Below are 15,454 nucleotides of genomic sequence, written 5' to 3'. Positions count from 1 at the left end.
TGGTTCCTTATAGAGAATTCAGAAACGCAATCAATGCGTCACGTTCTTTTTTGTTCAGTGCTAGCACGTTTTGTTTGGCCGTTTCCGCTTCGCCGCCGTGCCACAACACCGCTTCCATCAGGTTACGGGCGCGGCCATCATGTAAGAAGTAACTATGCCCATTTACTTCTTCGGTATAACCAATTCCCCATAGGGGTGCCGTTCGCCATTCACGGCCATTTGCTAAGTACTCAGGACGGTTATCGGCCAAACCTTCCCCCATGTCATGCAGAAGCATGTCTGTATATGGATGGATAAGCTGCTCAGAAAGCGCTGGTAACTCTGGTCGCTTCGCCGTTTTGACACTGGTCTTATGGCAGCTTTCACAGCCAGCTGCAGCAAAGATTTTCTGACCGAGTTTCACGCTAGGATCGTTCATATTTCGGCGAATAGGTACGGCCAAGTGCTGGCTGTAAAACTCAACGAAGTCGAGAATATTTTCACTCACTTCTGGTTTGCCGCCATTTGGCATGTCGTCACAAATACTTTGTTTCGAGGTGCAGTTTTCATTGGGGAATAAATGGCTCGTCAGCCCCACATCACCATTGAATGCTGCTGCATTTTGCTGCATTAACGTCGGTTGTCCGGCTTTCCAACCAAAACGACCAATCGAGAAGTCGTCCTTCTCAATATCCCAAACCTTGTTTACTTTACCTGAGATACCGTCTTTATTTGCATCTTGTGCATCAGCCCATGCAAGTAGCGTTTCGTCAGGAATACTCTCTAACAAACCAAGGCCGATCATTGGCGGTGCAACACGCGCTGAAAATTCCGTATCAGGGTGCATATCGCCGTAACCTAGATCGGTAATATTCAAATGAGGTTTTCTTAGTGTCACCGTCGTGCCGTCTTTAAACTTCACTGGCACATCGGTGTACGTGATTTCGATTTTTCCTTCTGGCGTTTGATCTTGCAGGGCAAAGTCTTGGAGCTGGCCGCCATAAGTCGGCTCAGGTATAACGCCGTCTCTGATGTACGCTGTTTTTTGTTCTGACGTCATCGCAGGGATGCTCAAACGCACTAACATGGACACCGCATGCAAATCATTTTGCTCTGGAGGATGACCACGACCATCTTTGATGTGGCAGTTTTGACAACCATTTGTATTGAAAAGAGGTCCCAAACCATCTCTGGCATCGGTAGACGCTGGCGCTTGTACCCAAGGGTTGCGGAAAAAACTATTGCCCACGCTAAAATCAAGACGTTTACTCATAGGAAGGTTCGCGGCAGGAAGAGAATACGCGTTGGCGCCTTCTTTTTTGACGCTCGTTTGTCCACCAGATTTCACATCATACGCGATAGCAGTAGAAGAAAAGATCACGGCCAAGACCGAAATTAAGTAAGGCTTCATATCATTGCTCTAAAACACAACAAGAGGGGTGGGATAACAGCGAGTTAAAACGGTAAAGGGCTCAAACGAGCCCTTTCAATTATTTTTTGTACTTTGATTAAAACTCGTGGTCAGCAGTATCAGGGCTTAGGCTATCAATGCCAATGATACCCGCAGCACGTTCAATTGAACCGGTTTGAGCAACCAATGACATGATGGTGTCATTCACTAACGTGTTGCCTTGTGCATTACCCGCTGCAATTAACTGGTCGAAGTGTTGGTTATTCTTCTCCGCAGACGTAACCAATTTACCAACTTGATTACGCGTAACATCAAACTGCTTCTGGATCTCTTTAGCTGCTTGTTTGTCTTTTTGAGCCACTAGGTCAGCAATACTCGGACCAGAAAGCAATGTGCCGTCTTCACGCTTGTAAAGACCTGTGTAAACGTTATAGATGCCCTGCTCGTTGTAGTAATGAGAGTTGTGCGTATTGTCTGAGAAACAATCGTGCTCATCTTCTGTCGAGTTTGCTTCCAACGCCACCTTCATACGCTCACCAGCAAGCTCACCTAAAGACAATGAACCCATACCGAACAACATTTTACGTAGGCCATTATCCGCAGAATCATTAAGAAGCGTTTCACGGTAGTTGCCTTTCACTTCCGCAGACCACTGTTTTTCCATCCATTCAAGGTCTTGAACCAGTAGATCGGCTGCCGCTTTTAGGTACTCACCACGACGGTCACAGTGACCATTCGTACACTCAGAACCGACAACGAAGTCTGTGTAAGCGCGCTGACCTGCGCCTGCGTTTGTGCCGTTTAGGTCTTGACCCCAAAGTAAGAATTCAATCGCGTGGTAACCTGACGCAACGTTTGCCTCAGAACCACCTACTTCGTTGAGATCCGCTAGCAATTCTGGAGTAATGTTTGAAACGTCTAGTTTAGAAGCACCAATCTGTAAACTGGTGTTTGCGATGATGTTTGCAGCAGCGCCTTCGTTACCGAGTTCATATTGGTAATCTGTCGCTACGTAGTCAATTAGGCCTTCATCAAGTGGCCATGCATTTAACTGCCCTTCCCAGTCATCAACAATCGCGTTACCAAAACGGAACACTTCAGATTGTTGGTACGGAACGCGAGAGTCTAGCCATGCTTGTTTTACTTCTTCAAGCTTATCCGCTGATGGCGATTTTAGGAATTCGTCGATTTTTACGTCGAGCGTTTTCGCCGTTGTCACTGAGTCAGCAAAGACTGCATGTGCAACGTCTGCATAATGTTCAACGACTTGTTGTTTCGTTACTTGGGCAGCAACGGTAGAACCACTGGCAATGAGGAGTGATGCAGCAATAGATTGGACTAAAACTGTTTTTGCATTCATCTGAAGCATCCTTGTTGAGCAATTTATTTGTTTTATTCGTAGTGCTAATTATTCTTATTTGCACTATTAGTCACGAGATAATACAAATTTACAATTTATTTTCAACTCTAGATACAAAAAAAGCCTCATCATTGTGAGGCTTTTAACATGCAAAACTGATAATTTAATAAATAAAATCAGAATTTTAGATTGTGCTTACCATGAGAAACTTTTGCTTTTAGGTAGCTTTCATTACCATCTTTAATATGTGCAGAGGTATTGACAACCTCAACAATCTCGATGCCGTATTCTGCTAATTCACGGATTTTCTTAGGGTTGTTGGTCACAAGGCGAATTTTACTTACACCTAATGCTTCGAGCATTTGCGCTGCTTCAGTGAAATCACGAAGGTCATCGTCAAAACCCAAATGGTTGTTTGCTTCATAGGTGTTCATACCTTGGCTTTGCAAACGGTACGCATCAATCTTATTGTATAGACCAATACCACGACCTTCCTGACGTAGGTATAAAATAATACCGCCAGATTCGCCCATGCGTTGAATGGTTTCTTCTAATTGCTCGCCGCAATCACAGCGGGATGAGTGAAAAACATCACCAGTAAGACATTCTGAATGCATACGCACCAAAGGCGTTTCTTGCGTTTGATCCGCTTGCCTAAAGATAACTGCCACATGCTCTTTATCTGTCTTCAGGCCACGAAAAGACAGGATTTCAGCATCGATATTACTTTTAGCCCCGACTTTAAAATCTACTCTGGCACGTACTTCCGCCATATCTATACTCACTCGATTTATTGCTTGATGCGCTTGATGCGTTTTCGTTATTGCATTCATGGGATTCACTCATTGCTCTTCAACTATGGGGATTGATACCGCATTTTTCAATATAGAGATCACAATTGAGAGCAGTTATCCCCTAAAGACAGCCAAAGAGAACAACTCCCCGCGCTGACGAATTGTTATAGTATAACAATTTTGAAAAACTACAATAAAAAACCCCAGACAAATTTTGTCTGGGGTTGATAATGAGTTGCATGTAGGGGTGATGATTTAATGTGTTTGGCTACGTTTCCAAACCGTAAGCTCTATCCATACCGCTTCGAGTTCTTGAATTTCTTCTTCGGTTAATACGGCAAGAGACGATGTAACTTGAGGCAGTTTCGAGGTTTGCAATGCACGAATCTGCGAATAAAAGTCTTTTTTTAACTGTAATATAACTGAATCCACTGCGTGCACCTACTTAGTTCTTTTATTACTTCTCCAGCTCAAATCGTTGATTTTCTTTATACTGGAATCTTCATAAATTCGGAAAAATGATAACATTCTGTTTGTTATCTGCACGATTTATTTCCCATAGTGGAATAGTGGTCACATTATTGACGCTTTATCATTTTGATCGAAAATAGGATAAAAAAGATCAAAAGTAATAGAGGAAAGATCCACAACGCCGCTGTCGAATAATTAAATGGTGGCTGATACAAAACGATATTCCCATATCTCTGAACCAAATAATCTTTTACCTCTTGATCCGTGCTTCCTTCGTTTACCATCGAGTACACTTTCAATCTTAAATCTTTAGCGGCTTGTGCATTAGATTCAACAAGGTTTTGGTTTTGACATTGCGGGCATCGTAAAGCCTTAGCTAATGCAATTGCTCTTTGTTGCAGTTCAACGGAATGAAATTCAAACAGATCAACATGCTGCGTAATTTGCTCTGCTTTGACCCAAGAAGAACACAAAGAAAACAAAACAATAATGAAGTAAGCATATTTAAAGTGAGACATTAAAATACCCCGAAAATAACGAGTTCCATTTGTCTATTGTTAACTTACCTCTATATTTGATCAAAACATTGCCATTTTGATCAATTAAGTAAGTTTCAGGTGTTCCTATTACACCAAGTTCAACCACCAGTTGCCCATTAGGATCGGATATAACTTCGGTATATGGATTGTGTGAAGAGCTCAAATAGCGTTTAGCCGCGCTTTCTTTATCTCGATAGTTAAGACCAACGATGGGCACACCTTGTCGAGCTAAGTTGAGCAAATCATCATGTTCTTGTTTACAAACCCCGCACCAAGACGCCCAAACATTCAATAGCACATAACCTTGATTTTCTAGTACTGCATCGGTGATTCGATTGCCTGAAATGAGTGAGTAAGCGGTAAAATCTGGGATAGATAACATACGATTTTGTTGTATTTCTACGTTTGGTCTATCGGATAATGCCATTGTCGCGGTGACAAAAAAAATCGCAACTAGCAATATGAGAACGATCAGTTTAAGCGTATTTTTCGATCTCATTACCTTTTCCCCTTAGATTCATCATACTCCCCAAAGCACTTATTACGATTAAAGCGCCACCAAACCATATCCACCATATGCCCGCGCGATATTGCACTTTAATTGCGTAGGCGCTGTTGTCGAGCTTGTCACCCAAAGTGATGTAGTAGTCTCCATGCCATAGTGATCGAATAGCGGGCTCGGTCATATTCATCACGCGTACAGGGTAATGCCGTTTCTCGGGTTGAAAGTTCAACGCCTTACCGCTCTCCAAATAAAGATCAACACTCCCCTGTTCTGCGGTGTAGTTCGGCCCAACTAACCATTCAATTCCATGATAATCAACGGTGATACCCGCTTTTTGATACGAGCTACCAGGCTCTACCCGTAAGTTGTATTCATACGAATAGTCACTATTAAATACTGCCCCGCTTGCAGCCAACGCAAAGCCAACATGAGCAAGAAACATAGGCATTAATTTGCTCTTGTTTTCTGCACAAAACAGCAATAGCACATGAGAAACCACTACCCACGTCGCTAATACCAGAGTAATCAAAGTCGTTATATGAAGCTCTTTAGTAGCAAAAACGAAAATAGCGCTAACCGCAATAACATGAATACCGACAAACCCAATGGTTTTAACGGCATGAGGACTGGCTCCTTTCGTCCACTTCAACACGGGCATAAAGGCGAGAAAGGTCAGAGCAAGTAATGTAAGGGGAAAAACGAGGCTTTTAAAGTAAGGTGCCCCAACGGATATATTACCCAAGCCAAGCAGTTGATAAAGCATTGGGTAAAAGGTACCGAGGAAAACAATCGCCATACAAACAACGAGAAGTCCAATAGCGATGTATACCATGTAGGCACGACTTATTAACGAATCGAGCGTAAAACGAGGAATATGTAGCCCTCGCATAATGAGCACACCAAAGGTAACAATCACCAAAACGCTAAGAACAGCAAGAAGTACTACACCTTTGGTTGGATCAACCGCAAACGCGTGTACTGAGGTTAATACACCCGATCTCACAACAAATGTGCCGAGAATACTCAAACTGAACGTCGCAAAAGCCAATGCGTAGGTGCTCCAAATTGCTCCTTTATTACGCTTCGACAACACACCGCTATGCAGTAGCGCGGTACCCATTAACCAAGGCAGCAAAGACGCGTTTTCTACCGGGTCCCAAAACCACCACCCGCCCCAACCTAATTCATTGTATGCCCACCAAGCACCGATCAAAATTCCAATTGTTAGCGTACCCCAAGCAAAGAAAGCGGCACTACGGGCAACACCATACCATTCATTTATAGGTCGTTTCGCTAATAACGCAGCTAAGGCGAACGCCAGTATCGCGGCATAACCAACGTAACCCAAATACAACAGCGGTGGATGAATAATAAGCCCGATATCTTGCAACATCGGATTGAGATCTCGCCCCTCCAACGCTAGCGTCTGAGCATACTCAAAAGGATTGGACGTGGTGAGGGTAAACCAAGCGAAAATAGCAATAAGTAAGTTCATGATACCCAAGCAATCGCCTGTATATTGAGTGCAAACTGGCGACTTGATAGCAATAAAAGAGGCCCATAAGCTCAACGTAACCACCCAAAACAACATAGACCCTTGATGGCCGCCCCAAGCAGCTGCAATCTTAAACGCGATAGGTAACTGGCTGTTCGAGTGTGTAACCACATACTCAAGCGCAAAATTATCCTGAATAAAACAGACTATCAAAAGCGCCAAACAAACTAAGGAGGCTAAGCTGATAATATGAGACGTTGCGGTTTGGTGTGGCAACACTCCCTTCTTCCGCAGCATAAAGCAAACCCAATGCAGCAGCGTCGCACATGTCGATGCGACAGCCACCAATATCAACAAAAAGAAACCGAGCTCAGCCTCCATTTAGCCTCCTTACACGATGGTCATTTGACCAGCATAGAGAATGAAAGTACGCAGCATGAGTACGCCAACCAAACTCAACGTTGTGACCGCAAAAACGTAACTTCCTCTATGACGAACTTCTGAAGGCGTTAGCCAGTTTAGTGTCAACGGTGTGATCATTCCGATGAGCACCACCCCAACCCAGAACCACTGAGCCCAGAACCCACTCGAAATGGCATTCCAAGCCGCGGCTTCATTTTGCCCGCCACTAAAGATAAGCCCAGTAAAGAATGTCACTAAGACAAACAGCTCAAACAATACTACTGGGCGTTCAAATCCGTGTACCCAAGACACACTTGGGCTGCTGGTCGACTCTTCAAACACCAAGATGCCGAACATCAAACATGCTGCTGCGCCAGATGACAAACTAGAGAATAGGAATAAGATTGGCAGTACTGGATTGTTTAGCATTGGGTAAGTCTTCAATGCAGACAATAAGAAGCCAGTGTATGCCGCAAGCACGATCGCTAAAAAGCCTAAGAACAACTCAATCGCGTTGTTTGCTTTCCCTGCTTTAATCAAGATGCCATCGGCAAAATCCAATAATTTACTCGGCAACTTTCCTTCGCAGAAGCTGATGATTTGATGACGGAAGATAACGCCGATCCAAACAAACAGCACTAGCATGTACACTTGGAACAAGACAACGCCCATCGACATCACGGAAGTCGGGTTGTAGTAAATCATGATCTTCCAAAACTCAAGCGGTTTAGTTAAGTGGAAAATCAAAATCACTAAGCCAGAAATAATGCCAAATGGCGCGAGCCAAGCCATTGCTTTTATAATGCCATTGTTTGCGGGATCACCTTCAATCACTTTGCGTTTTAAATAGATAGAAATCATCACCGCACCTGCTGACATCCCAGCAAGGAATAAGTAAATTGCAATAATCCAATCCCAGACTAACGAGTCAAAGTGGAATGCACTTTCGAAGCCGTTCATGATGACACCTCCCCTTTGCTATGCGGAATTTTGTACAGTTTAGGTTGGGTACCTAAATGCGATTTATCGCGATAGACAACATGGCTTTCAATGGCTTTGCTCACCTCGCTAGCTGGGTCATTTAAATCACCAAAGATGAGTGCTTTTGTTGGGCAAGATTCCACGCAAGCTGGCTGCTTACCTTGCGCCAGGTTGGTATCGCGGCAGAAGTTACATTTATCCGCAGAGTGATCGACTGGATTAAAGAAACGCACTTGGTAAGGGCAAGCCGCTAAGCAATAACCACATCCGACACATTTCTCTTTGTGTACATCCACAATGCCCGTCGCTTCATCTTTGTATGCTGCGCCTGTTGGGCACACATAGACACATGGTGGATTATCACAGTGCTGACAGGATTCGCGAGTAAACTGGTATTCCACATCTGGGAATTCTCCAATCGGTTCACTGCGATGAATTTTAAGTCGCGTCACGCCTTCAGGGACTTTATTTACTTCGCGACAAGCATCGGTACAAGCGGTACAGCCAATGCAGGCATTTTCATCATGAACCATACCCATGCGCTTCGCTTGTTCACTGTTGCTGGCATAAAGAGAGGAGCTAACAACGGAAGTGCCCGCAACGCCTGTAGTTAAAATCAACGCACCGCTGCTAGCTAAAAAGTTTCTTCTCGAACATTTCATGCTATCTCTCCTCTTCTTTGGCAAGTTCAGGTTCGACGGCAAATTCAGAGTGACAATCCACACACTGCTTAATCAGCTGTTTTCTGTCATAAGACAAAGCTTTGGTTTTTGCGGCATGAACATCATGACAGTTTGAACAAGTGAGTTTTTTGGCGTGCACATCGTGCGTCCAATGCTTTTCTCTTAACTTAAGTGGCGCGTGACAATCCACACACTGGCTATTAGCTTTGAGAATCAAGCTTGGGTCAAGGGACACTTTGTCGTGCACCGCTTTCGATTGCGCAGCAGAAAACTTAATCACATCGGGTGCCCCTTCACGGTGATCAGGGCCGATGTTGCTGTGACAGTTAGTGCAATTGAGCTGCTTACCTTGACTCAATAACGCTTGCGAATCATGCGATAGATTCAGAGTATCTTTAGCATCCTTATGACATTGAAGACATTTATAGTCTCGGTCACGGATCAACTCGACTTGATGACGCTCAGCTTGAGCACCTTCAACTGGCTCTGAAGAAGTCGCATGGGCGGCGGTGAAAAAACCATAGATGGCAAAGATGAAGAGAAATTTCAGCATTGTCTCTATGGTCAATTTTATATTGCCCATATTTTTCTTTCCTTAGCTCGATAATAATTGATAACTCTTATCAACTATTATTTGAGCAACAATTAATTTCCTCTGAAGATATTTTTACACCTTCAAATGACATCAATTCTTATTTTGGAAAGCCACAACGCTAAACCTGTATTTATAATACCTCTATAATTCCTAAGAGGTAGAATCACATGTTCAAAAAGCGACCTTAATCACCTTATTTTTAGAATGGTTATACCCATAACACGCTGTGATTAAAGGGGATTACAACATACCACTTTAGGGGTATATAAACTTAAACATGATTAAGATCACTAGCATAAATTGATCTAAAACAAGGCCAATTTCGGTCACTATTTCATCTATTCAATTCACTATTAATATTAACGATAGATCTCCGATTCTTATTTGGAATAGCTCCTCACAACGCTGCTAATAAAAACGAATATGGAGATAACACCGTGAGCATAAAACACTGGATGAGCGCACCTATCGCGGTTGCGACGTTATTCGCCAGCCAATTATTTTTGGTTGGTGCTCCTTTGGCGGCAGAGGATACTGGTCTCATAGAGCCTCGCAATGATACCTTTGAACAAAACCATCCTGACCAATATCACTCTTGGAAAGCCACATCGGAAAGCGAGCATATTGAAGATGCCTTAAGTGAAGACCCAAACATGGTGATCTTGTGGGCCGGTTATGGTTTTGCTAAAGACTACAACAAAGCGCGCGGTCACTTTTACGCGCTTAATGATGTGAGGCAAACCCTCAGAACTGGCGCACCAGCAGACGAAAACTCCGGGCCAATGCCGATGGCTTGTTGGAGTTGTAAAAGCCCAGATGTCGCCCGCGTAATTGAAGAGCGCGGTGAAGACGGCTATTTTGAAGGTAAATGGGCGCGCTTGGGCTCAGAAATCGTCAACCCTATCGGTTGTTCCGACTGTCACAATACGGGTTCTGAAGCCTTCAAGAAGGGCGAACCCGCACTGGCACTGACTCGCCCATACGTCGAGCGTGCTTTTGACACCATCGGCAAAAATTTTGACCAACAATCTCGCTTAGATAAACAAGCGTCAGTCTGCGCTCAATGTCATGTCGAGTACTACTTCACAGGTCCGACTAAAGCAGTCAAATTCCCATGGGACATGGGGACCAACGTCGCTGATATGGAGAAATACTACGATGCGTTGAATTTCAAAGATTGGACGCATGCAGTATCTAAAGCGCCGATGCTAAAAGCGCAACATCCAGGTTTCGAAACTTGGAGAGCGGGTATTCATGGCAAAAACAAAGTGGTGTGTGTGGACTGTCACATGCCTAAAGTAACCAAAGAAGACGGTACGGTATACACCGACCACAAAGTAGGTAACCCGTTTGATCGTTTTGAAGACACCTGTGCGCAATGCCATACTCAAACCAAAGAGCAACTACAAGGCATCGTTTCGACTCGCAAAGCGCAAGTACTAAACATGAAGCTAACCGCCGAGAAGCAAATTGTGGCAGCACACTTTGAAGCTGGTGCAGCATGGGAAGCAGGGGCAACAGAAGAAGAGATGCAACCTATCCTACAAGATATTCGCCATGCACAATGGCGTTGGGACTACGCGATTGCTTCTCACGGTGTTCACATGCATGCTCCTGAGGTAGCACTTGAAGTACTCGGTACCGCAGTTGATCGCGCTGCTGACGCTCGTACTAAGTTAGTTCGTTTACTGGCAACAAAAGGTATTACTGACCCAGTTCAAATTCCAGATATCTCGACCAAAGCAAAAGCGCAACAAGCACTAGGTATGGATATGGAAAAGATGAACGCAGACAAGAAACACTTCCTAGAAACGGTGGCACCAGAATGGGATAAAGCAGCTGCTGAGCGCGAAGCAACGTACTGATCAGTATCGATTACACTAGGTTAAATGGATAAAACGAAGGGCGCACGTTGCGCCCTTTTTGTTTGATAGAAGGCAGAGGAAAACAGATTAGCGACGAGGAAGTCTCGGCCTAGGCTGAATATGTGGACGTGTTTTAGGCATCTGCACATTTGGGCGTGTAACTGGGCGCTGGATCTTCGTTTCCGGCAATGCTTTTCTTTGTTGAACCTTTTCTTTCACCGCTTTATCTTGTAAAGCCATAGGCTCGATGCGCTTGGGGCGGTTCTCCCACTTGGTTTGAATCTCCTGCTTTTGCTCGTCAGGCAGCGATTGCCAATGATCGTCAAGCTGTCGCTTCATGTTATCGATATTGGCGGACATATCATCGTCTTTCCAATCTTCGACTTTGTCTTTGATGGATTGCTGTTGCTCTTCATCCAAGCCATTCCACCACTCTTCTAGTTTCTCTTTGTATTCATCGTCGTTGTCGCAACAACCCGGATAGTAGTAAATCCAGTAGTCGTCATGATCGTACCACCAAGGGTCGTAATAACCGGAAGAGTAATAAACCGCAGATGAGGTGCCAGAATGTTCGGAAGAGCTACAACCCACTAACACGGAGCCGCACAGCACCACCAATATTCCGAACGCTTTATTCTTCATTCGTCCCCCCACCTTTCTTCTACTACTTGTTAGAGTCTACTCCTACAACAGCTCTTTAGCTTTATTGATCGAGTTAATAATTTGTACTCGATCCAAGCTTGGATCGTTCGAGTCGAGCAATAGCACCCAAGTATCAATGGCTTCCTGAAAGCGGAATGACAAAAAATGATCATTGGCGATCAAAGACAAAGCAGCTTCATTGTGCGGTTCTATCTGCAAAGCTTGTTCTAGAAGCAAACTGACTTCTTGCGTCATTGATTGCTGGTGAATGTAGTATAAGGTCGTCGCTTTCGCAGCAAGTTGCGTGGCACCGACTGGCTCAGTCAGTTGGATGGCGTAATCAAAACAAATCAGCGCGCCATCCAGTTCTCCCTCTAGCAGGTAGCCCTGCCCTAACTGAAACCACAATTCTGCATTGTTTGGATCTTCACGCAATTGGTCTTGAATTTCCTGCATGATATCGCGAGCAGTCATCATTCGAGAGACTTCAGCTTGAATAGGTTGTGGAGGAGATTGACGCAACAATAAGAAGCTAGCGCTGGTTAACACTAGTACCAAAGCACAAAAACCGAACCATTGTGCCGCTCTTACTCTTGAAGCGCTGAGCGATAATACGACGACGAATAATCCCATCAAAGTGATGGCAATGAAAAACCAAACAGACATAACGCGCTCCCTAGACAAACTGAGTATTAGTGTACTGGTTTAATGCTTGTATTGCGTTGATAGAGGTACAAAAAAGCCGAGCAACTGAGGCTCGGCTTTTCACATTAGAATAGTGACGAAAGATTACTCTTCGTTACCTTCCTCTGCATCATCAGCGGCTGGCGCTTCTGGAGTATCTTGCTGCGTATTTTCGTCTGTTGACTCTAACGCTTCTGCTTCTTCACCAGCAGGCAGCTCTTCTTCATCAACTTCTTCAATACGTTGCAAACCAACAACAGATTCGTCTTCCGCAGTACGGATAAGCGTTACACCTTGCGTGTTACGACCAACCTGGCTAACTTCACCCACACGAGTACGTACTAGCGTACCAGCGTCGGTGATCATCATCATTTCATCACCTTCAACAACCTGGATAGCACCAACTACCGGGCCGTTTCGCTCAGAAACTTTGATAGAAACGACACCTTGAGTGCCACGACCTTTTGTCGGGTACTCACTCAGCGCTGTACGTTTACCGTAACCGTTTTCTGTAACTGTTAGGATGTCGCCTTCGTGTGAAGGAACGATAAGTGATACAACTTGGTCATTTTCAGCCAGTTTCATACCACGCACACCAGAGGCGGTACGACCCATAGGACGAACACCTTTAAACTTGATCTCTGGCTGACCATTCTCATCAAGAACTGGCTTACCATTTTCGTCAAGTACTGGAATTTCTTCTGCTTCTTTAAAGCGAACCACTTTACCCGCTTTAGAGAACAGCATGATTTCGTTTTCGCCGTTAGTGATATCCACACCGATTAACGAATCGTCTTCACGTAGGTTTACCGCAATCAGACCATTTGAACGAACATTTGCAAACTGGTTCAACGGCGTTTTCTTAACCGTACCGTCACCTGTTGCCATGAAGATGAATTTGTCTTCAGAGAATTCATCAACACGCAGAATCGCGGTAATACGCTCACCTTCTTCTAGTGGAAGGATGTTCACAATTGGCTTACCACGAGCAGTGCGGCTCGCTAGAGGCAATTGGTAAACTTTCAGACGGTATGTTTTACCGCGAGTAGAGAAACACAAGATGTTATCGTGGGTATTCGCCACTAGAAGACGCTCGATATGGTCTTCATCTTTCATCTTGGTCGCACTCTTACCTTTACCACCACGGCGCTGTGACTCGTAGTCGCTCAGTACTTGGTACTTAACGTAACCACCATGCGATAGAGTAACCACAACGTCTTCACGTGCGATCAGCTCTTCCATGTCGATATCATGGCTCGCAGCTGTGATTTCTGTACGACGAGCATCACCAAAGCCGTCACGAACCGCTTCAAGTTCTTCGCGGATCACTTCCATCAAACGCTCAGTGCTTGCAAGGATATGCATGAGTTCAGCGATTTCTTCTAGAAGTGTTTTGTATTCGCCAAGAATCTTCTCGTGTTCTAGACCTGTTAGTTTATGTAGACGAAGATCTAGAATTGCTTGTGCTTGTTGCTCAGTCAGGAAGTACTGACCATCGCGGATACCATATTGAGGCTCTAGCCATTCAGGGCGTGCTGCATCAGTACCTGCACGCTCTAGCATTGCTGAAACGTTGCCTAAATCCCAACCACGAGCGATAAGGCCAGCTTTTGCTTCAGCAGGAGTCGGCGCCTTACGAATTAGGTCGATGATTTCATCGATGTTCGCTAGTGCAAGTGCCAGACCTTCAAGGATGTGGGCACGTTCACGCGCTTTACGCAGTTCGAAAATAGTACGACGAGTCACAACTTCACGACGGTGATCAACGAAGCACTTCAACATATCTTTCAGGTTGAATAGCTGTGGTTGGCCATTGTTTAGGGCCACCATGTTGATACCGAAAGTGGTTTGCAACTGAGTCTGAGCGTATAGGTTGTTTAGAACCACTTCGCCCACAGCGTCGCGCTTACATTCAATAACAATACGCATACCATCTTTATCTGACTCGTCGCGCAGTGCACTGATGCCTTCAACTTTCTTATCTTTAACTAGCTCAGCGATCTTTTCGATCAAGCGAGCTTTGTTTACCTGGTATGGGATCTCAGTGACGATGATGGTTTCTTTACCATTCTTCTCCACTTCGATGTCCGCTTTCGAACGCATGTAGATTTTGCCGCGACCTGTTTTGTACGCGTCTACAATGCCTTTACGACCGCTGATCAGCGCCGCCGTTGGGAAATCAGGACCAGGAATGTAATCCATTAGTTCATCAATAGTGATTTCTTCATTATTGATGTATGCAAGACAGCCATCGATCACTTCGCCAAGGTTATGAGGCGGGATGTTGGTTGCCATACCTACTGCGATACCAGAAGCACCGTTAACCAATAGGTTTGGAATTTTAGTTGGAAGAACCGCTGGGATCTGCTCAGTACCGTCGTAGTTTGGTACGTAGTCTACGGTCTCTTTGTCTAGGTCAGCCAATAGTTCGTGGGCAATTTTTGCCATTCGAACTTCGGTGTAACGCATTGCCGCAGCAGAGTCGCCATCGATAGAGCCAAAGTTACCTTGACCATCGACCAGCATGTAACGAAGCGAGAACGGTTGAGCCATACGTACGATTGTGTCGTACACAGCACTATCACCGTGTGGGTGATATTTACCGATTACGTCGCCGACAACACGGGCTGATTTTTTATATGGTTTGTTCCAATCGTTGCCTAGTACGTTCATCGCGAATAAAACGCGGCGGTGTACTGGTTTTAGGCCATCACGCACATCTGGAAGAGCACGACCCACGATGACTGACATCGCATAGTCTAGATATGAACCTCTAAGCTCATCTTCAATGTTTACGGGCGTGATCTCTTTAGCTAAATCGCTCATAGAGCCATTATCCCTCTATTATCTGATCGTAATTACGATACGTGTAAGGTGCAAAAATATAACACACAATTCATCACTTCGGCATCACTTTCCCTCTCCTTTTATCAGGTTGTGAGCTTGGTTATGAATCAAATGTCGAGAATTTGCACACTCATCCCATATCTTTCTGATTAGTGGTTATATTTCGGTCAATATTGAGCAAAATCGGACTCTGTACGTATG

Annotated in this window: 14 protein-coding genes; 1 reads left to right on the top strand and 13 read right to left on the bottom strand. The window is 44.7% G+C overall.

Features of this window, described 5'->3' with window-relative positions; translation table 11 throughout:
• Positions 1-7: 7 nt before the first annotated feature.
• From NL645_RS13900 to nrfB, 10 genes are all read right to left on the bottom strand, one after another.
• The gene (locus NL645_RS13900) at positions 8-1,390 is read right to left on the bottom strand and encodes a di-heme oxidoredictase family protein (protein ID WP_253651864.1); all 1,383 of its coding nucleotides are present in this window, start codon (positions 1,388-1,390) and stop codon (positions 8-10) included.
• A 97-nt stretch (positions 1,391-1,487) separates the two neighbouring features.
• Positions 1,488-2,750, bottom strand: coding sequence for an imelysin family protein (locus NL645_RS13895; RefSeq protein ID WP_046876199.1), 1,263 nt, complete (start codon positions 2,748-2,750; stop codon positions 1,488-1,490).
• A 176-nt stretch (positions 2,751-2,926) separates the two neighbouring features.
• Positions 2,927-3,583, bottom strand: a complete 657-nt coding sequence (gene ribA, locus NL645_RS13890; protein ID WP_005394759.1) for a GTP cyclohydrolase II — start codon at positions 3,581-3,583, stop codon at positions 2,927-2,929.
• Positions 3,584-3,799: 216 nt separating this feature from the next.
• Positions 3,800-3,976, bottom strand: a complete 177-nt coding sequence (locus tag NL645_RS13885; RefSeq protein WP_005394761.1) for a hypothetical protein — start codon at positions 3,974-3,976, stop codon at positions 3,800-3,802.
• A gap of 146 nt (positions 3,977-4,122) precedes the next feature.
• Positions 4,123-4,533, bottom strand: coding sequence for a heme lyase NrfEFG subunit NrfF (gene nrfF / locus NL645_RS13880; protein WP_053808915.1), 411 nt, complete (start codon positions 4,531-4,533; stop codon positions 4,123-4,125).
• The gene (locus tag NL645_RS13875) at positions 4,520-5,053 is read right to left on the bottom strand and encodes a DsbE family thiol:disulfide interchange protein (RefSeq protein WP_253651863.1); all 534 of its coding nucleotides are present in this window, start codon (positions 5,051-5,053) and stop codon (positions 4,520-4,522) included. Before NL645_RS13875 ends, nrfF begins: the two co-directional genes overlap by 14 nt.
• Positions 5,031-6,935 (bottom strand): heme lyase CcmF/NrfE family subunit, encoded by a 1,905-nt coding sequence (locus tag NL645_RS13870; RefSeq protein WP_253651862.1) that lies wholly within the window; start codon positions 6,933-6,935, stop codon positions 5,031-5,033. The genes NL645_RS13875 and NL645_RS13870 overlap by 23 nt, the downstream gene beginning before the upstream one ends.
• A gap of 9 nt (positions 6,936-6,944) precedes the next feature.
• Complete coding sequence (gene nrfD / locus NL645_RS13865; RefSeq protein ID WP_005394774.1) at positions 6,945-7,916, bottom strand: cytochrome c nitrite reductase subunit NrfD; 972 nt, start codon at positions 7,914-7,916, stop codon at positions 6,945-6,947.
• Positions 7,913-8,599 carry a cytochrome c nitrite reductase Fe-S protein gene (nrfC, locus tag NL645_RS13860; RefSeq protein ID WP_012841634.1) on the bottom strand — a complete coding sequence of 229 codons (687 nt, stop codon included), beginning with the start codon at positions 8,597-8,599 and terminating at the stop codon, positions 7,913-7,915. The genes nrfD and nrfC overlap by 4 nt, the downstream gene beginning before the upstream one ends.
• 1 nt (position 8,600) lies before the next feature.
• Positions 8,601-9,203 carry a cytochrome c nitrite reductase pentaheme subunit gene (gene nrfB, locus NL645_RS13855; RefSeq protein ID WP_253651861.1) on the bottom strand — a complete coding sequence of 201 codons (603 nt, stop codon included), beginning with the start codon at positions 9,201-9,203 and terminating at the stop codon, positions 8,601-8,603.
• 449 nt (positions 9,204-9,652) lie between these two features.
• On the opposite strand from nrfB, the gene nrfA reads away from it, so the two are divergent.
• Positions 9,653-11,080, top strand: coding sequence for an ammonia-forming nitrite reductase cytochrome c552 subunit (gene nrfA, locus NL645_RS13850; protein WP_253651860.1), 1,428 nt, complete (start codon positions 9,653-9,655; stop codon positions 11,078-11,080).
• 87 nt (positions 11,081-11,167) lie between these two features.
• Here nrfA and NL645_RS13845 read toward each other — a convergent pair whose 3' ends face one another.
• The 3 genes from NL645_RS13845 to gyrA all read right to left on the bottom strand — a co-directional run bounded on the left by NL645_RS13845 (position 11,168) and on the right by gyrA (position 15,232).
• Positions 11,168-11,722: a hypothetical protein gene (locus tag NL645_RS13845; protein WP_012841631.1), complete on the bottom strand. Its 555-nt coding sequence runs from the start codon at positions 11,720-11,722 to the stop codon at positions 11,168-11,170.
• 42 nt (positions 11,723-11,764) lie between these two features.
• On the bottom strand, positions 11,765-12,388 hold the full coding sequence (locus NL645_RS13840) for a cytochrome c (RefSeq protein WP_006743142.1): 624 nt from the start codon (positions 12,386-12,388) through the stop codon (positions 11,765-11,767).
• A gap of 123 nt (positions 12,389-12,511) precedes the next feature.
• Positions 12,512-15,232 carry a DNA topoisomerase (ATP-hydrolyzing) subunit A gene (gene gyrA, locus NL645_RS13835; RefSeq protein WP_248381873.1) on the bottom strand — a complete coding sequence of 907 codons (2,721 nt, stop codon included), beginning with the start codon at positions 15,230-15,232 and terminating at the stop codon, positions 12,512-12,514.
• Positions 15,233-15,454: the final 222 nt, after the last annotated feature.

The organism is Vibrio sp. Y51_MX_L26 (assembly GCF_024181935.1).
Classification (GTDB): Bacteria; Pseudomonadota; Gammaproteobacteria; order Enterobacterales; family Vibrionaceae; genus Vibrio; species Vibrio diabolicus.
This window is presented reverse-complemented; position numbering and strand designations above follow the sequence as displayed.